Below are 16,821 nucleotides of genomic sequence, written 5' to 3' on the forward strand. Positions count from 1 at the left end.
TACGGCGGCGCCCCCTTCCCCTTACGCCGCGCTCAGCGTCCCGGTTCCGGAATCCGGTACCAGGCGACGTACAGCGCCGGCAGGAAGATCAGCGTGAGCAGCGTGGCGGCGACGATGCCGCCGATCATCGCATAGGCCATCGGCCCCCAGAACACTTCGCGGGCGATGGGGATCATCCCCAGGCTGGCCGCCGCCGCCGTCAGCAGGATCGGCCGGGTGCGGTGGTGGGTGGCTTCCAGCACGGCTTCCCAGGGCGTCTTGCCGTCTTTCTCGAAGGCATCGATCTGGGTCACCAGGATCACCGAGTTGCGGATGATGATGCCGATCAGCGCGAGAATCCCGAGGATCGCCACGAAGCCCATCGGCGTGCCGGTTGGCAGCAACGCCGCGACCACCCCGATCAGCCCCAGCGGCGCGACGCTGGCCACCAGGAACAGCTTCTGCACGCTCTGCAACTGGATCATCAGGAAGGTCGCCATGAGGAACAGCATCAGCGGCACCACCTTGGCGATCGGGCCCTCGGCCTTGCCGCTCTCCTCCACCGTGCCGCCCACTTCGATCCGGTAGTTCGCCGGCAGGCCGTCGGCGAAGCGCTTGACCTCCGGCGCCAGCCGGGCGACCAGGTCGGTGGGCTGGATCTCGCCGCGCAGCGACGCCTTCACCGTGATCGTCGGCTTGCGGTCGCGGCGCCACACCAGCGGCTGCTCCAGCTCGTAGCTGACCTTGGCGAACGCCTTGAGCGGGATCGAGGTGCCGCTGGGCGTGACGATCTGCAGGCTCTCCAGGGTCTCCAGCGAGCCGCGCTCGCTATCCTCGGCGCGGCCGATGACGTTCACCAGGTAGATGTCGTCGCGCACCTGGGTCACCGCGCTGCCGGTCACCACGCTGTTCATGATCTGCGCCACGTCCTCGGAGGAAAGCCCGAGCTGGCGCGCCTTGTCCTGGGCGATGTCGATCTTGAGCATCTTCCCGGGCTCGTTCCAGTCGTAGACGATATCGCCGATGTTCGGGTTGCCGTCGAGCACGCCGGCCAGGCCCATGGCGTACTCGCGGACCTTGTCGATCTGCGGTCCGCTGACCCGGTACTGGATCGGCCGTCCCACCGGCGGCCCCATCTCCAGCGGCTGCACGTAGGTGCTGATGCCGACGTAGTCCTTGCGCAAGCGATCGCGCAGGCGTGCGGCGACGCGCTCGCGGGCCTCCAGGTCCTTGGTGACGATCACCAGCTGGCCATAGAAGTTGTTCTGCAACTGCTGGTCCAGCGGCAGGTAGAAGCGGATCGCGCCTTCGCCGACGTAGGCGCTCCAGTGGTCGATGTCCTCGTCGTCCTTCAGCGTCGCTTCCAGGCGGTCCATCACCGCCCTGGTCTCGTGGATGCTGCTGTTTTGCGGCAGGTTGAGGTCGACCAGCAGTTCCGGACGGTCGGAAGACGGGAAGAACTGGTGCTGGACGAACTTCATCAGGAACAGCGACACGCCGAACAGCAGCGCGGTGAGGAAGATGGTCGTCCAACGCCGGCGCATCGCCAGGTGCAGCAGGCTGTCGAAACGCTCGGCGATGCGGCCCTTCTTCTGCTCCGACTTGTGCTTGAGAGTCTTCGGCAGGATGTGCACGGCGATCACCGGGGCGAACAGCACCGCGACGATCCACGACAGCAGCAGCGCCACGGCGATCACTGCGAACAGGGTGAAGGTGTACTCGCCGGCGGAGCTGGCGTTGAGCCCGATGGGCACGAAGCCGGCCACCGTCACCAGGGTCCCGGTGAGCATCGGGAAGGCCGTCGAGGTGTAGGCGTAGGTCGCCGAGTCGTGCAGCGAGTCGCCCAGTTCGAGGCGCGTGATCATCATCTCCACGGTGATCATGGCATCGTCCACCAGCAGGCCGAGGGCGATGATCAGCGCGCCGAGGGAAACCCGCTGCATGGTGATGTCGGTGTATTCCATGAACACGAAGACCATCGCCAGCACCAGCGGGATCGAGCAGGCCACCACCAGCCCGGCGCGCAGGCCGAGGCTGACGAAGCTGACGATGAGGACGATCACCACCGCCTCGAACAGCGCCCGGGTGAAACCGCCGACCGCCTTCTTCACCACCTGGGCCTGGTTCGACACCTGGTGCACGCCGACGCCAACCGGCAGTTCGCCGGTGATCTCCTGCATGCGCGCATTGAGCGCCTCGCCGAACTCGAGGATATTGCCGCCCTCCTTCATCGCCACCGCCAGGCCGATGGCCGGCTCGCCCTTGTAGCGGAACAGCGAGGTCGGCGGGTCGACGAAATCGCGGCTGATGCTGGCCAGGTCGGACAGCCGGTAGAAACGATCGTTGACCCGCAGGTTGACCGCCTGCAGGTCCTTTTCCGAACGGAAGTTGCCGGAGGTGCGCACCGAGATGCGCTCGGGGCCGGCCTCGACCACGCCGGACGGGGTCACCGCGTTCTGCGCCTGCAGGCTCTGCACGACCTGCCGCTGGTCGAGACCGAGGGCGGCCAGCTTGCGGGTAGAGAAGTTGAGGTAGATGACCTCGTTCTGCGCACCGATCATCTGCACCTTGCCCAGGTCTTTCACCGAGCGGATGTCCAGGCGCACCTTCTCCACGTAGTCGCGCAGCTGGCGGAAGTCCAGGCCATCGGCGGTGAAGGCGTAGACGCTGCCGAACACGTCGCCGAACTCGTCGTTGAAACCCGGTCCCTGGATGCCTTGGGGGAATTCGCCCTGGATGTCGGATATCTTCTTGCGCACCTGGTACCAGATATCCGGGATGTCGCCGGCCTTGGTGGTGTCCTTGAGGTAGACGAAGACCGTCGATTCGCCGGGTCGCGTGTAGCTCTTCACGTAATCCAGCGAGTCCAGCTCCTCGAGCTTCTTCTCGATGCGGTCGGTGACCTGCTCCAGGGTGTCGTCCACCGTGGCGCCCGGCCAGCGGGTCTGGATGACCATGGTCTTGATGGCGAACGAGGGATCCTCCTCGCGCCCCAGGTTGAGGTAGGAGAACACGCCCATCACCAGCGATACCGCCATCAGGTACCAGACCAGGGACTGGTGGCGCAGGGCCCAGTCCGACAGGTTGAAACCGCCCTTCATCGCGCATCCTCGTCGAGTTTGATCTTCTGGCCGGGCTTGAGGCTGTTGACTCCGGCGCGGACCACCCGGTCGCCGTCGGCCAGGCCCTGTCCGATCACCACCTGGCGTTCGTCGCGGCTGAGCACCTGTACCTCGCGCAGGGCCACGCTGGACTGTTTCCCATCGACGACCCAGACCTGGGTCTTGCCGTCCCGCTCCAGCAGCACGCTGGCCGGCAGCACGCTGCGCACGCTACCGGCGCTGCTCAGCTGGACCTGGATGGTCGAACCGAGGCGAAACGCCTCCGGCGTCTGCGCCAGGCTCAGGCGCACGCGACGGGTGCGGGTCGAGGCGTCGGCCTGCGGACCCAGCTCGCGGATGCTGCCGGTGGTCCTGGCCTGCGGGTCGAGCTGGGCGCTGACCAGGAAGCGCGCGTCGGCCGGCAGGCTCTCGGCGACCTCGGTGGGCAGGTCGAAGACTGCCTCGCGCACTTCGGGCCGGGCCAGGGTGACCACCGCCTGGCCGGCGCTGACCACTTGCCCGGCCTCGGCGTGCCAGGTGGTGATGACGCCGTCGAAATCGGTCACCAGGCGCGTGTAGGAAAGCTGGTCCCTGGCCTGCTGCACCGCCGCTTTGGCCTGGTCGAAGCTGGCCTGGCTGGTCTTCAGGCGGGTCCGCGCATCGTCCAGGCGCGCCTGGGCGGTGACGCTGCGGGCGAACAGTTCTTCCTGGCGCCGGGCATTGGCCTGGGCGTCGATCAACTGTGCCTCGGCGCTGGCCAGATCGCCCTGGCTGGCGCGCAACTGGTTCTGCTGGTCGGTGGGGTCGAGGGTCGCCAGCAGCGCGCCCTTGCCGACGAAGTCACCGACGTCGAACAGGCGCGAGGCGATCCGTCCGTTGGTGCGGAAGCCGAGCACGCTCTCGTAGCGCGCCTGGATGCTCCCGGCGAAGCGACCGAGGTCGTCGTTCTTCAGGGTCTTCACGGTCACCGTCAGCACCGGCCGCGGCGGTGCCGGCGGCGGCTCGTCGCCGCAGCCGGAGAGGAGCAGGACGAAGCCGAACAGGCCGGCGAGGGAAAACGGCTTCATGGCTGGCCTCCGCCCACGGCGTCGCGGCTGGCGGTGCTCTGGGTCGGCTGCGGCGGCTGGGCCACCTCGACCACCTGGCCCGGATGGAGCAGTTGGCCGCCCACCGTGACCACCGTCTGGCCCGCCTCCAGGCCACCGTCGATGACCACCTTCTCGCTGGCGTAGCGTGCCACCCGCACCGGTTGCAGACGCGCCTTGCCTTGCTGGTCGAGCAACCAGACCGCCGGCTGCTCGCCGACCTTGGACAGCGCCGACCAGGGCAGCACCACGCTGTGCTCGGCCGGCGCGGCGACGCTGGCGTTGACCACGCTGCCGAGGCTCATTTCCGCCGGCACCGAGTCGAGGCCGACCTTGACCTTCAGCGTACCGCTGCGCTCGTCCACCGTGGGGGTGATCTCGCGGACCTTGCCGCTGGCGGTGACTTCCGGCTTGCCGAGCAGGCTGACGGTGATCCGCTGGCCGTCGACATCGTGGCTGAACAACGACTCGTAGACGTTGAACACCGCGTCGCGCTCGCCGTCGCGGGCCAGGGTGAAGATCGGCACGGTGGCCTGCACCACCTGGCCGACCTCGGCCTGGCGGGCGGTGATGACCCCGGCGTCGGAGGCACGCAGCTCGGTATAGGAAAGCAGGTCGCGGGCGTTGGCCAACTGCGCCTGGGCGGCCTTCAGCGAACTCTGCGCGCTGCGCACCGAGGCCAGCGCCTGGTCGTACTCGCTCTGGCTGGTGTAGCCCTTGGGCAGCAGCGCCTTCTGCCGCTGGTAGTTGAGGTCGGCGAGCTTCGACTGCGCCTGCTGCGCGGCGACCGCCGCCTGGGCGTTCTCCACGTTGCTGCGCTGGTCCTGCGGGTCGAGCCGCGCCAACACCTGGCCAGCCGCGACGTGGTCGCCGACATCGACCAGGCGCTCGACGATCTTGCCGCCGACACGGAACGACTGGTCGGCCTGTACCCGTGCCTGGATGTCGCCGGTGATCGAGGTGGCCGAGGCGAACTCGGCCATCTTCACCGTCTGCGCCAGCACACGGACGTGTTCCTCGGCGGGCGGCTCGGCGCCGCAACCGACAAGCAGGCCGGCGCACAGGATGGCGGGCAGCGCCATCCGCGACCAGCGACCTTTGGAATGAAAAGCGCCTCTGGCGTCTGACATGCCTTCCCCTTCGCGATCCATACAGATACCGGCCGATCCGGCCGGAAACTCCCAGAATTGGCAGGGATTCTAGCCGCGTCCCCAAGGATTGCGACTATCAGATGGAAGCGGGGGTTCCTTTTCCAAACTTGTGGAGGGGATCGCCTCCGGCGTCAGGTGAACAGGCGCGCGCTCAGCTCGCGGCTGGCCTCCAGCAGCAACGGCAGGAAACGGCTTTCCAGTTCGGCGCGGGAGACCCGCCCGGCATGGGTGCCGACGTTCAGCGCGGCGAGCACATGGCCGGCGGAGTCGCGTACCGGCACCGCCAGCGAGCGCAGGCCGACTTCCAGCTCCTGGTCGACGATGCACCAGCCCTGGCGACGAATCTCCACCAGGCACGGCAGCAGGGTCTCGGGGGTATACAGGGTACGGCTGGTCTTGGCCTGCATCTCCACTCCGCCGAAGTAGGCGTGCAGCGCGTCGTCGTCCAGCGCGGCGAGGAGGATGCGGCCCATCGAGGTGCAATAGGCGGGCAGCCGGCTGCCGACGTTGAGGTCCACCGAAATCAGCCGCTGGGGAGTGGCCGAACGGGCGATGTAGAGCACGTCGTCGCCCTCCAGGGTGGCCATCGAACAGGCTTCGTGGAGCTGTTCGCTGAGGCGGTCGAGGATCGGCTGCGCAGTGATCGCCAGCGGCGTCGACGACAGGTAGGCGTGGCCGAGGGTGAGCACCTTCGGCAACAGCGAGTAGGTGCGCCCGTCGGTGGTGGCGTAGCCAAGCTGCATCAGCGTGTGCAGGCAGCGACGCACGGCGGCGCGGGGTATCTCGGTGCGGTGGCTGATCTGGGCGATGGTCAGGTGCCGCTTGCGCTCCTGGAACGCATGGATCACCGCCAGGCCACGGGCCAGCGAGGTCATGAAGTTGGGATCGCCGGTGAAGGCCTCGATGCGCTTGGCCGGCGAAAGGACGGTCGGCGGCGCCAGGGTGGCGGGGTGTTCCGGGAGTTCGCTCATGGACGTTCGGGCTCGGGTCACGGAAAGGCTCGCCGATTATCGGACACTCGTTCGATCATCGCAATTGACCGGAGCGCCTCCGACTGTAGTACTGTCGGGGCTACCCATCGCCCTCCGGGAGTAATGTCAGGTACCCATCGGCGGGTTCTGGGTACGCCCTTGCCGCTCCGGCAAGGGCGCCCTTCCTTCCCGCGCGATCGATGCGCCTAGAAGTCAAAGAACACCGTCTCGTTGTCGCCCTGGATGCGGATGTCGAAACGGTAGGCGAGCTGTCCGTCCACTTCGCAGCGCTGCGCGAGCAGGGTGTCGCGACGCGGCGCCTGCTCGATCAGGTTGAGCACCGGACAGGCGGCGTTGGCCTCGGTCTCGTCATCGAAGTACAGCCGGGTCTGCAAGTGGATGTTGATGCCGCGGGCGAACAGCGAGACGTTGATGTGCGGCGCCATCGGCACGCCCTGGGCGTTACGCACCACCCCCGGCTTGACCGTGTGCAGGGTCCACTCGCCGGCATCGAAGGTGGTGGCGGTGCGGCCGAAGCTGTTGAACGGACGCTCCGGATCGTAGCGCTCCTGGTAGCGGCCTTCGCTGTCGGCCTGCCAGAACTCCAGGAACGAGTCGCGCACCAGGTGGCCGTTGCCGTCGTAGACGTGGCCGAGCAGGAGGATGTGCTGGCCCGGCGCGTCTTCGCGGGCCATGCGGTTCCAGATCTCCAGGTCACGGGTCGGGTTGCCGGCGGCGGCCAGCGCCAGGCCGATGTGGACATAGGGACCGGCGGTCTGGGAAGGAGTTTCCCGCAGCAGTTCGTGGCTCATGGTCGGCTCCTCAGGCGTTCTCGAAGAAGGTCTTGCGCTGCCCGCGCAGGACGATGTCGAAGCGGTAGGCCAGGCAGTCCATCGGGTTGGCCATGCTCATGTCGAGCCGGCCGATCAGGCTCTGCGCCGCCTCCGGGTCGGCAAGGGTGCGGATGATCGGGCACTTGGGGATCAGCGGGTCGCCCTCGAAGTACATCTGGGTGACCAGCCGCGCGGCGATCGCCGGGCCGCTGACAGACACGTGGATGTGCGCCGGGCGCCAGTCGTTGGGGCCGTTGCGCCAGGGATAGGGCCCGGGCTTGATGGTGCGGAAGTAATAGTGGCCCTCGCTGTCGGTGAGGGTCCGGCCGACGCCGCCGAAGTTCGGGTCGAGCGGCGCCAGGTAGCGGTCGTTCTTGTGCCGGTAGCGCCCGCCGGCGTTGGCCTGCCACATCTCCACCAGGGTGTGCGGGACCGGCTTGCCGTACTGGTCGAAGACCCGGCCGAACATGATGATGCGCTCGCCCTGGGGCAGGCCGCCGTGGTCGAAGTTGAGCAGCAGGTCGTTGTCGTGGCGGCCGAGCCTGAGGTGGGAGAAGTCCGGCCCGCTGGTTTCCGAGAGCGATTGCGGGATGCTCACCAGCGCCTGGCTCGGCGAGCGCGGCACGGAGGTCTTGTAGTCGGGGGTCAAGGCTTTGGGGTGCCAGTTTCGGTCACGGATGACGAAACGACGGCTTTCGGCGTCGTGCATGTCGGGCTCCTGTTATTCGCGTTATCGGTCGCCAGGCTTGTGGATTCAGGCATGGAAAACGAAGTCTTGCGCAGGAGGCGGGACGGGGACAGTGAATTATCCGGCCCCATACATAACCATTTGGTTATGCTTTATCAGTGCAACTCGGCGGCCACCTCGCGCAACACCGCGCTGAACCATTGCGCCCCCAGCGGCAACGGCAAGGCCGCGTTGTGGCACAGCCCGACCGAACCGCCCGGTTCGCGGATACCCAGGTCCAGCTCGGCCAGCTCGCCGTTGCCGACGTCCAGGCGCACGGCATCGCGCGGCGCCACCCAGATCGCCTCGCTGCGCAACACATAGCTGCGGCTGAGGGTCGGCGAGAGGGTTTCCAGGCGCTGTCCGGCGAGCGGGATGCCCCATTGCACGAACAGGCTGTCGGCGTGGCGGCGGATGGTGGTGCCGGCCAGCGGCAGCACCAGTGGGAATTCGGCCAGCCGCTGCAGGTCGCCGAGGGGCGCGGCGAGCAAGGGGTGGCCGGGACGCACCACCAGCATCATCGACTCGCTGTACAGGTGCTCGAAGGTCAGGCCCTGGATGTCCGGGCTATCGGTCATCCGCCCGACCACCAGGTCCAGCTCGCCGACCTTCAGTTGCGCCAGCAGGTAGGCGCTGGGTCCGGTGGCGACGCTGACCACCAGCGCACCGTGGCGCCGGTGCAGGCGCCGGATCACCTCGGGCACCACCAGGCTCTCCACCGTCGACAGCACGCCGACCCGCACCGTCTCGACCTGCGCCTCGTGGCCGCGCAGGGTGTTCACCCCGTCGCGCAGGGCCTGCACGCAGGGGCCGGCATAGCGCAGGAAGGTCACGCCCGCCTCGGTCAGCTCGGCGCCGGCCTTGCTCCGTTCGAACAGGCGCGCGCCGAGGATTTCCTCCAGTTCCTTGAGGGTCTTGGAGATCGCCGGCTGCGACACCGCCACGGCATCCGCCGCCTTGGCGAAGCTGCGCTGGCGGGCGACTTCGAGGAAGCAGGCGAGGTGGCGGAACTTGATGCGGTTGTCGAGGTTCATGGGGCGGCCGTGGCGGCGAGTGGTGCGGGCATGGTACCCAACGGGCGGGTTGGGAACGAGGTGTGGCGTGCGGCGAGGTCGTGCCAGGCGGTACTCCGCCTTCCTTTCCCCAAAGGGAGAAGGCACTGGATGGCGGAACGACTCACGCGCCGGGCAATCCCTTCCCTGGGGGAAGAAGGAACCGGATGGAGCATGGTCGGGCAGCATCGCGCCGACCCTTCGCCCTTCAGGGGGGCCTCCACGTCCAGGAGGACGCCGGGGAACCCCACCTGGAGCGAGCGCCGACTCAGAACTCCACCGTCGTCGACACCTGGAACTGCCGGGGCTCGCCCATCGCCACGTACAGTCGATTGGCACTGGACGGGTAGTAGGTGCGGTCGAACAGGTTCTTCACGTTGAGCTGGAACTTCACGCCGTGCCCGCCGAAGCGGGTGTCGTAGCTGGCGAAGGCATCGGCCACGGTGTAGGACGGCAGGTCGAAGGAATTGGCCGGGTCGCCCGGGCGCTTGCCGACGTAGCGCGCGCCGCCGCCCAGGCGCAGGCGGTCGCCGCCGAAGAGCTGGCCGAGTTCGTAGACCGCCGACAGCGACGCGGTGTTGCGCGCCACGTTCTGCAGGCGCTTGCCCTCCAGGGTCGGGTCCTCGGTGACTTCCGCGGCGAGCCAGGCGTAGCTGCCGATCAGGCTCCAGCGTTCGCTGAGCTGGCCGGTGAGGTCCAGCTCCAGGCCGCGCGAGCGGACCCGGCCGGCGGCGCGCACGCTGCTGTTGCCGGCACCGTCGAGTTCGTTGACCAGCACGTTCTTCTTGCGAATGTCGAACAGCGCCAGGGTGCCGCTGAGACGCCCCGGCACATCCAGCTTGGCGCCCAGCTCCCAGGAGGTCGCCTCCTCCGGCAGGATCGCCGAATCGATGGTCTCGCCGGTGCTCAGCGGGGCGATGGTCGAGTTCGGCTTGAACGAGCGCGTGTAGCTGCCGTACAGCGAAACCTCGTCGCTCAGGCGGTAGACCAGGCCGCCGCGCGGCACCCATTTCTGCCCGTTGATATCGGTGTTGGCGTTGAACGGCCGGCCGCGCCCGGCGAGCTGGTCGTAGATCTGGTAGCGCGCGCCGCCGACCAGGATCCAGCGTTCGTCCAGGTGGATCGAGTCCTGGAAGTACAGCGAGTCGCTGCGCAGCTTGTCGGTCTGGTCGCTGTCGCCGGCGACCACCCGGGTCGACGGCACCACCTGGCCATAGACCGGGTCGAGGTAGTCGAAGCGGCTGGTCTTGCTGTCGCGCAGCAGGTCGGCGCGGAAGATCTTGCGCTTCTCGTGGTCCATGCCGAATTGCAGGTCATGTTGCATCCCGGCCAGTTGCAGCGTTCCGCTCAGGCCGAGGGTGGCGAAGCTGTCGCTGCTGACCGCGCCGTGGGTGCCGTCCATGCGCCGGGTCAGGGTGCCGTCGGCATTCACGGCCATCACCCGGGCCTGGTTGTCGTCGTAGGTCTCGCGACTGTAGCCGTAGCCGAAGTGGGCCTTCCAGGTGTCGTCGAGCTGCCGTTCGAGATCCAGGCGGGTCAGCTCGGAACGGCCCTCGGTGATGTTGAAGGGCTCGTCCAGGCGCCGGCTGCGCGGGATGTCCAGCGGGCGGTTGGTACGCGGGTCGATGGCCGTGCCACGGTCGAACGGCGTGGTGAACTCGCGGTGCTCGTAGCTCAGGTTGACCGTCGTGTCCTCGCCGTACCAGGCCAGCGAGGGCGCCACCAGCGTCTCGCGACTCTTGCCGAAGTCGCGCCAGTAATCCTCGTCCTCATGATCGAGGATCATCCGGTAGGCCAGTCCGCTGTCGCCCAGCGGGCCGGTGGAGTCGAGCTGGCCGCCGCTGCCGTTGCGCCCGTGGGCGTAGGCCGAGCCACGCAGGGTCAGGGCGTTGGCTTGTTGCAGTTGTGGCTTCTTGCTCACCACGTTGACCACCCCGCCCGGGTCCTGGATGCCATAGAGCAGGGATGCTGGCCCCTTCAGCACCTCGACGTGGTCGGCGGTGGCGGTGAAATTGCGGCCCTGCACCGAGGGCATGCCGTCGCGCATGATCGAGCCGTCGCGGTTGTCGCCGAAGCCGCGCTTCATCACCGCGTCCTGGGTACCGCCGAGGGTGTTGGCCTGGGTGATGCCGCTGATGTTGCCCAGCGCGTCGTCAAGGTTGCGCGGGCGCTGGTCCTGCAGCGCCTGTGCCGGGACCACGCTGATCGCCTGGGGGATTTCCAGTAGCGGCGCATCGCCGCGGCTGATCGAGGCGTTGGCCGCCGGCCGGTAGCCCTGCGCCGGGGCGGCGGCGGAGACCGTCGTGGCATCGAGGTCGAGCGCGCCGCTGGCGGGGATCGGTTCCAGGGTCAGGGTGCGCTCGTCGATCCGCCGCGCGCGCAGGCCGCTGCCCTGCAGCAGGCGTTGCAGCGCCTCCTCCGCGTCCAGCGAACCGTGCAATGCCGGAGCGGTCGCCTGCGGCGGCAGCTCGGCGGTGTAGAGCAGCGTCTGCCCGCTGGCCCGGCTGAACGCGTTGAGCGCCTGGGCCAGCGGCGCGGCAGCCTGGCTGAAGCGGTAGCGAACCGCCTCGGCGGCCTGCACGGTGGCGGCGAGACAGCCGAGGCTGAGGAACAGGGCGGGGAGAGTACGCAGGGCGAAGCGCGGGAAGGGGGTCATGGGTTGCTCGTGTCGGTCGCTTTTCTAATGCGAATCAATCGCGGTCATGAGCACTACACGAAGCGGCGCCGGATTTACCTCACCCCCCAGCGCAAAAAAATTCTTCGCCGGGAAAGATTCCTGCGGCCAAACGGAGCGGGGCCGCCGTCAGCGAATCACCACCAGGCGTCCGAACAGGATCTGCTGGCGATAGCCGAGCACCGCCTGCAGCGACTTCAGCGCGGCTTCGGGATCGTCGCTGCGGAAGCTGCCGCTGACCGGCTGGCGGCCGAGCGCGTCGTCGAGCAGGAGAATGCGTCCGGGGTAGTAGCGAGCGAGTTCGTCGAGCACTTCCGCCAGCGGCCGCCGGTAGAAGCTCAGCCAACCCTGGCGCCAGGCCAGCGCGGCGGCGGCGTCGATGGCCACGGGCCGGCCCAGCTTGCCGTCGGCGAAGCCGACCTGCTGGCCGGCGCCCAGCACTTCCTCGGCGGCGCCCGCACCGGTGCCGGCGCTCACCGCGACCCGCCCTTGCAACACGGTGACGCGGGTCGCCCCGGCGCCGCGACGGACCTCGAACTCGGTGCCCAGTACCCGCGCCCGACCTTCGCCGGCCTCGACCACGAATGGCAGCGCGTCGCGCTTCACCCGCAACGCGGCGGCGCCGCGCAGCAGTTCGACCCGCCGCTGGCCGCCGTCGATACGCACGCGCACCGCGCTGCCGGCGTCCAGGCTCAGGTAGGAGCCATCGGCCAGCTTCCATTCGGCGACCTGTCCCGGCGCGGCGACATAGTCGGCACGCCAGTCCTGCAGCCAGTCGCCGGGCTGCCACCAGCCGCCCAGCCAGAGCATCGCCAGCAGGCAGGCGACGCTGGCCAGCGGGTAGGCCCAGCGCCGCGGGTTGCGCGACGCTCGGCGCGGCCGCAGGTAGGCTTCCAGGGCATCGGCCTCTTCGATGGCCAGGCGGCTCGCCGGTATTTCCGTCAGGCGCCAGAGCGCCTCGGCGCGGGCATAGGCCTCGGCATGCGCCGGCCGCTGCGCCAGCCAGTCCTCGAAGGCCCGCCGGGTCGCCGCATCCGGCGTACCGCGCAGGCGCACCAGCCAGGCCTGTGCGGTCTGCTCGAGGACGGGCTCGTAGGGCGCGGCGTCGCTATCGGGTCGGGTCATGGCTGGGCGCTCCTTGCCTGCTCGCCGGCCGGGCCGGCCAGGCTCGCCTTGCAGGCGTCGAGGGCGCGCATCATATGTTTTTCCACGGCGCTTTGGGAAAGCTGCATGGCCTGGGCGATCTCCGCGTAGGTGCGGCCGTGGATGCGATTGAGCAGGAAAATCCGCCGGGTGCGCTCGGGCAGGCCGCGCAAGGCGGCCTCGACCCGGCGCCACTGGTCGCCGGCCTCGAGCGCCTGCTCGGGACCGACCGGCTCGCCCTGGCGCTGCTCCGGCAGCCAGTCGTCCAGTTGCCGTTGCCGCGATCCTTCGCCACGCAAGTGGTCGATGGCCAGGTTGCGCGCGCTGCGCAGGAGGTAGCTGCCAAGCTCCTCCACCGGGGCGGCCGGGCGCCGCCAGAAGCGCAGGAACAGTTCCTGGACCAGGTCGGCGGCGGTCGCCCGGCAGCCGACCCAGCGGCTGACCAGGCTTTCCATGCGCTGGCGCTGGGCCAGGAAGGCCTTGAGGAGATCCGCGCGGCGCGCCGCCTCGCCGTCTGCCGGCAAGGCATCCGGGCGCGGGCCGAGAGGTAGGTCGCGGTCGGGCATCGGTGAGGACGGCTGCACGAAAGCCGGCGCCGGGGCGGCGCCATGGGAATGCTGAGCAGGCCTTCAAATGATAATGCTTATCATCAATGCCGAGAAGCCAGCGACGACGAAACGCCTTGCGGGTCGCGCGCCGGGCTACCCGGCACGCCGCCCCTCACTTCACCAGGCGCGCATCCAGGCTGTTCTGCGCCAGGCGCCTGGCCTGCTCCTCGGTCATTCCCAGGCTCTGCTGCAAGGCATGGAAGTTCTCGGTGACATAGCCGCCGAAGTAGGCCGGGTCATCGGAGTTCACCGTCACCTTCACGCCGCGTTCGAGCATGTCGAGGATGGTGTGCTGGCTCATGTCGTCGAACACGCAGAGCTTGGTGTTGGACAGCGGGCAGACGGTCAGCGGGATCTGTTCGTCGATCAGCCGCCGCATCAGCCGCTCGTCCTCGAAGGCGCGTACGCCGTGGTCGATGCGCTCGACCTTGAGCAGGTCGAGGGCTTCCCATATGTACTCGGGCGGCCCCTCCTCGCCGGCATGGGCGACGGTGAGGAAGCCTTCGCTGCGGGCCCGGTCGAAGACCCGCTGGAACTTGCTCGGCGGATGCCCTACTTCCGAGCTGTCGAGGCCGACGGCGATGAAGGCGTCGCGGAACGGCAGCGCCTGGTCGAGGGTTTTCTGCGCCTGTTCCTCGCTGAGGTGGCGGAGGAAGCTGAGGATCAGCCCATGGCGGATGCCCAGCAGCTTCTCGCCGTCCCGTAGCGCGGCGCGGATGCCGGCGAGCACCACCTCGAAGGGAATGCCGCGATCGGTGTGGGTCTGCGGGTCGAAGAACGGCTCGACGTGGACGACGTTCTGCGCCTTGCACTTCTGCAGGTAGGCCCAGGTCAGGTCGTAGAAGTCCTGCTCGGTGCGCAGCACGTCGGCGCCGGCGTAGTAGAGGTCGAGGAATTCCTGCAGGTTGTTGAAGGCGTAGGCCTTGCGCAGGGTCTCGACGTCGTTCCAGGGCAGGGCGATGCGGTTGCGCTCGGCGAGGGCGAACAGCAGCTCCGGCTCCAGGGTACCTTCCAGGTGCAGGTGCAGTTCGGCCTTGGGCAAGGCGTTGAGCCATTCGTACATGGGGTGGGTTCTCGATCAGGCTGGTCTTGGCCGGCAAGTTTAACCTGTCCCGGGAGTCAGGCCCGCGGCAAACCCGCGAACCGCTCCCGCGCGCGACGGGCGGCTCAGGCCGTTTCGCCGCGCCGATAGGCATAGGTCTGCGCGAAGCGCGAGGTCAGCCAATCGCCACAGGTGGTCGGCGGATACTTCGGCGGGTTGTCCGCGTCGAAGCAGCCCGGCAGGCAGCGGATCTCGGTATCCATGTGCGGTTCGGCGAAGAACGGCATGGAGTAGCGGTGCACCCCGCGCGGGCTGATCACCCGGTGCGGGGTCGAGCGGTAACGGTCGTTGCTCCAGCGCGCCATCATGTCGCCGATGTTGACCACGAAGGTGCCGTCGATGGGCGGCGCGTCGATCCATTCGCCCTGGCGGTTCTGCACTTGCAGGCCACCGGCGGCGTCCTGGTAGAGCAGGGTCACGCAGCCGTAGTCGGTGTGCGCGCCGGCGCCGGGCTGGTCGGCGCTCTGCCGGGCCGAGGCCGGCGGATAGTGGATCAGGCGGAACACGCTGACCGGCTGCTCGAAGCGGCGATCGAAGAAGTCCTCCTCGATCCCCAGGGCGATGGCCAGGGCGCGCAGCACGGTACGGGCCAGCGCCAGCATGTCGGCATAGTGTCCTTCCAGCAGGGCCTCCCAGCCGGGCAGGTCGGGGTGTCGGTTGGGCCCGTAGAAGGATTTGCCGGCGCGCACGTCGGGATGCTCCGCCGGCAGGTGCAGGGCCATGTCGAAGGTCTCCTTGAAGTCGCTGGGCAACGCCGGGTCGAGCTGCTCGGTGGCGATCGCGCCATAGCCGCGATGGTTGCGGCTACGGGTGATATCGATCTTCAGCTTCTCTTCGACGGGCAGCGCGAAGAACTCCCGCGCCGCCGCCAGCAGGGCTTCGAAGCGCGCGGCCGGCAGCGGGTGTCCGGCGATGTAGAAGAAGCCCCACTCGCGGCAGGCCTGGTCGATCCGCCGCGCCACGTCGTTCCAGGCGCCACGGTCGGCGCCGTAGAGCGGGGCGATGTCGATGATGGGTAGACGGTCCAATCGCGCTCTCCTCGATGGGTCCTGTACGGAAAGTGCCTGCGCTCGGCGACTTTTTCCATACAAGGCCAGGGCTCACTTCGGCAGGTCGGCCTTGATGCCTTCCACGTAATAGTTCATCGACGCCAGGTCGGCATTGGTCGCGCTGACGCCGGCGGCGAAACGCTCCTTGCCGGACTGGTCGCGGATCGGCCCGGTGAAGGGGTGGAAGGCTCCGCTGCGGATCGACTCGATCAGCCTGCCCGCCTCTTCCCGCACCGGCGCCGGCAGCACCTCCTGGTTCAGCGGCAGGACCACCGTACTCTCGGCCAGGCCACCCCAGAAGTCCTCGGATTTCCAGGTGCCGTCCATCACCGCCTGGGCCGAGCGGATATAGTGCGGGCCCCAGTCGTTGACGATCGAGGTGAGCACGGTCTTCGGACCGAAGTGCTGCATGTCCGAGGCGTAGCCCACGGCGTACACCCCGCGACGCTCGGCGGCCTGGATCGGCGCCGGGCTATCGGTGTGCTGGAACACCACGTCGACGCCCTGGTCGATCAGCGCGTTGGCCGCGTCGGCCTCCTTGCCCGGATCGAACCAGGTGCTCACCCACATCACCTTGAGTTCGGCCTGCGGGTCGTATTTGTCCAGCGCCAGCTGGATCGCGTTGATGTCGCGGATCACCTCGGGAATCGGAAACGAGGCGATGTAGCCGATCTTGTGGCTGCGGGTCATCTTCGCCGCGAGGAAGCCGCCGACGTAGCGTCCCTCGTAGGAGCGCGACAGGTAGGTGCCGAGGTTCCTGTCGCGCTTGTAGCCGGTGGCGTGCTCGAAGGTCACCTTGGGAAACTGCCGGGCCACCTTGGCGGTGGGGTTCATGTAGCCGAAGGAAGTGGTGAAGATCAGGCCGTAGCCGTCTTTCGCCAGGTTGCGGATGACCCGCTCGGCGTCGGCGCCCTCGGCGACGTTCTCGACGAAGCTGGTCTTCACCTTGTCGCCGAAGTGCTCCACCAGTTCGCGGCGGCCCAGTTCGTGCTGGTAGGTCCAGCCGTGGTCGCCGACCGGGCCGACATAGACGAAGCCGATCTTCAGTGGTTCGGCGGCCTCGGCGGCGAGAGCGCAGGCGCCGAGGCCGAGGACGGCGGCAAGGCGGCGCAGGACGGACATGCGGGATTGCGTGCGACGGTGTTTCATGGATGGGCGTGCTCCGGTGAGTGCAGGGTTGGCCATCGGGCGTGGCTTCGCGTTCAGCCCGCCCGCCGATGCAATTACCTGACCACCCGGACAACTCCGCTCAAGCTCGCGCTTCTGCGCGCCGCGTCATGCCGGCGCGGCTGCAGGACGGTGCAGCGCGCCATCGCTTGGTGCATGCCGGCGCCGCCACGATGGCG

At 68.3% G+C, this 16,821-nt stretch carries 13 protein-coding genes; all 13 read right to left on the minus strand.

Features of this window, described 5'->3' with window-relative positions:
* Positions 1-32: 32 nt before the first annotated feature.
* The 13 genes from triC to HMPREF1224_RS26685 all read right to left on the minus strand — a co-directional run bounded on the left by triC (position 33) and on the right by HMPREF1224_RS26685 (position 16,624).
* On the minus strand, positions 33-3,080 hold the full coding sequence (triC, locus tag HMPREF1224_RS26625; RefSeq protein ID WP_003102199.1) for a triclosan efflux RND transporter permease subunit TriC: 3,048 nt from the start codon (positions 3,078-3,080) through the stop codon (positions 33-35).
* Entirely contained in the window at positions 3,077-4,147 is a 1,071-nt protein-coding gene (gene triB / locus HMPREF1224_RS26630; protein ID WP_003102196.1) for a triclosan efflux RND transporter adaptor protein TriB, read from the minus strand. Before triB ends, triC begins: the two co-directional genes overlap by 4 nt.
* Entirely contained in the window at positions 4,144-5,295 is a 1,152-nt protein-coding gene (gene triA / locus HMPREF1224_RS26635; RefSeq protein WP_003118583.1) for a triclosan efflux RND transporter adaptor protein TriA, read from the minus strand. The genes triB and triA overlap by 4 nt, the downstream gene beginning before the upstream one ends.
* Before the next feature lie 152 nt (positions 5,296-5,447).
* Positions 5,448-6,287, minus strand: a complete 840-nt coding sequence (locus HMPREF1224_RS26640; RefSeq protein WP_003083866.1) for an IclR family transcriptional regulator domain-containing protein — start codon at positions 6,285-6,287, stop codon at positions 5,448-5,450.
* Positions 6,288-6,493: 206 nt separating this feature from the next.
* Positions 6,494-7,099, minus strand: coding sequence for a protocatechuate 3,4-dioxygenase subunit alpha (gene pcaG, locus HMPREF1224_RS26645; RefSeq protein ID WP_003118582.1), 606 nt, complete (start codon positions 7,097-7,099; stop codon positions 6,494-6,496).
* A gap of 10 nt (positions 7,100-7,109) precedes the next feature.
* Entirely contained in the window at positions 7,110-7,829 is a 720-nt protein-coding gene (pcaH, locus tag HMPREF1224_RS26650; protein WP_003102187.1) for a protocatechuate 3,4-dioxygenase subunit beta, read from the minus strand.
* Positions 7,830-7,963: 134 nt separating this feature from the next.
* Entirely contained in the window at positions 7,964-8,881 is a 918-nt protein-coding gene (pcaQ, locus tag HMPREF1224_RS26655; RefSeq protein ID WP_003083859.1) for a pca operon transcription factor PcaQ, read from the minus strand.
* A 286-nt stretch (positions 8,882-9,167) separates the two neighbouring features.
* A complete protein-coding gene (locus HMPREF1224_RS26660; RefSeq protein ID WP_010793575.1) occupies positions 9,168-11,555 on the minus strand; it encodes a TonB-dependent siderophore receptor in 2,388 nt (795 codons plus the stop codon).
* Between the two features lie 147 nt (positions 11,556-11,702).
* Positions 11,703-12,698 (minus strand): FecR family protein, encoded by a 996-nt coding sequence (locus HMPREF1224_RS26665; protein ID WP_003112643.1) that lies wholly within the window; start codon positions 12,696-12,698, stop codon positions 11,703-11,705.
* Positions 12,695-13,240: an RNA polymerase sigma factor gene (locus tag HMPREF1224_RS26670; protein ID WP_003112642.1), complete on the minus strand. Its 546-nt coding sequence runs from the start codon at positions 13,238-13,240 to the stop codon at positions 12,695-12,697. The genes HMPREF1224_RS26665 and HMPREF1224_RS26670 overlap by 4 nt, the downstream gene beginning before the upstream one ends.
* A gap of 196 nt (positions 13,241-13,436) precedes the next feature.
* Positions 13,437-14,387 (minus strand): adenosine deaminase, encoded by a 951-nt coding sequence (locus HMPREF1224_RS26675; RefSeq protein ID WP_003112641.1) that lies wholly within the window; start codon positions 14,385-14,387, stop codon positions 13,437-13,439.
* Between the two features lie 104 nt (positions 14,388-14,491).
* The gene (locus tag HMPREF1224_RS26680; RefSeq protein WP_003112640.1) at positions 14,492-15,454 is read right to left on the minus strand and encodes an isopenicillin N synthase family dioxygenase; all 963 of its coding nucleotides are present in this window, start codon (positions 15,452-15,454) and stop codon (positions 14,492-14,494) included.
* A 72-nt stretch (positions 15,455-15,526) separates the two neighbouring features.
* On the minus strand, positions 15,527-16,624 hold the full coding sequence (locus HMPREF1224_RS26685) for a BMP family ABC transporter substrate-binding protein (protein ID WP_010793577.1): 1,098 nt from the start codon (positions 16,622-16,624) through the stop codon (positions 15,527-15,529).
* Between the last annotated feature and the right edge of the window lie 197 nt (positions 16,625-16,821).

Origin of the sequence: Pseudomonas sp. P179 (assembly GCF_000478485.2) — a bacterium.
GTDB lineage: Bacteria > Pseudomonadota > Gammaproteobacteria > Pseudomonadales > Pseudomonadaceae > Pseudomonas > Pseudomonas aeruginosa.

What these genes read in the sequence shown, in the direction of transcription:
- pcaQ (WP_003083859.1), bottom strand. Translation starts at nt 8,881, where the DNA reads ATGAACCTCGACAACCGCATCAAGTTCCGCCACCTCGCCTGCTTCCTC.
- HMPREF1224_RS26685 (WP_010793577.1), bottom strand. Translation starts at nt 16,624, where the DNA reads ATGAAACACCGTCGCACGCAATCCCGCATGTCCGTCCTGCGCCGCCTT.
- pcaG (WP_003118582.1), bottom strand. Translation starts at nt 7,099, where the DNA reads ATGAGCCACGAACTGCTGCGGGAAACTCCTTCCCAGACCGCCGGTCCC.
- triB (WP_003102196.1), bottom strand. Translation starts at nt 4,147, where the DNA reads ATGAAGCCGTTTTCCCTCGCCGGCCTGTTCGGCTTCGTCCTGCTCCTC.
- triC (WP_003102199.1), bottom strand. Translation starts at nt 3,080, where the DNA reads ATGAAGGGCGGTTTCAACCTGTCGGACTGGGCCCTGCGCCACCAGTCC.
- HMPREF1224_RS26660 (WP_010793575.1), bottom strand. Translation starts at nt 11,555, where the DNA reads ATGACCCCCTTCCCGCGCTTCGCCCTGCGTACTCTCCCCGCCCTGTTC.
- HMPREF1224_RS26665 (WP_003112643.1), bottom strand. Translation starts at nt 12,698, where the DNA reads ATGACCCGACCCGATAGCGACGCCGCGCCCTACGAGCCCGTCCTCGAG.
- pcaH (WP_003102187.1), bottom strand. Translation starts at nt 7,829, where the DNA reads ATGCACGACGCCGAAAGCCGTCGTTTCGTCATCCGTGACCGAAACTGG.
- triA (WP_003118583.1), bottom strand. Translation starts at nt 5,295, where the DNA reads ATGTCAGACGCCAGAGGCGCTTTTCATTCCAAAGGTCGCTGGTCGCGG.
- HMPREF1224_RS26640 (WP_003083866.1), bottom strand. Translation starts at nt 6,287, where the DNA reads ATGAGCGAACTCCCGGAACACCCCGCCACCCTGGCGCCGCCGACCGTC.
- HMPREF1224_RS26675 (WP_003112641.1), bottom strand. Translation starts at nt 14,387, where the DNA reads ATGTACGAATGGCTCAACGCCTTGCCCAAGGCCGAACTGCACCTGCAC.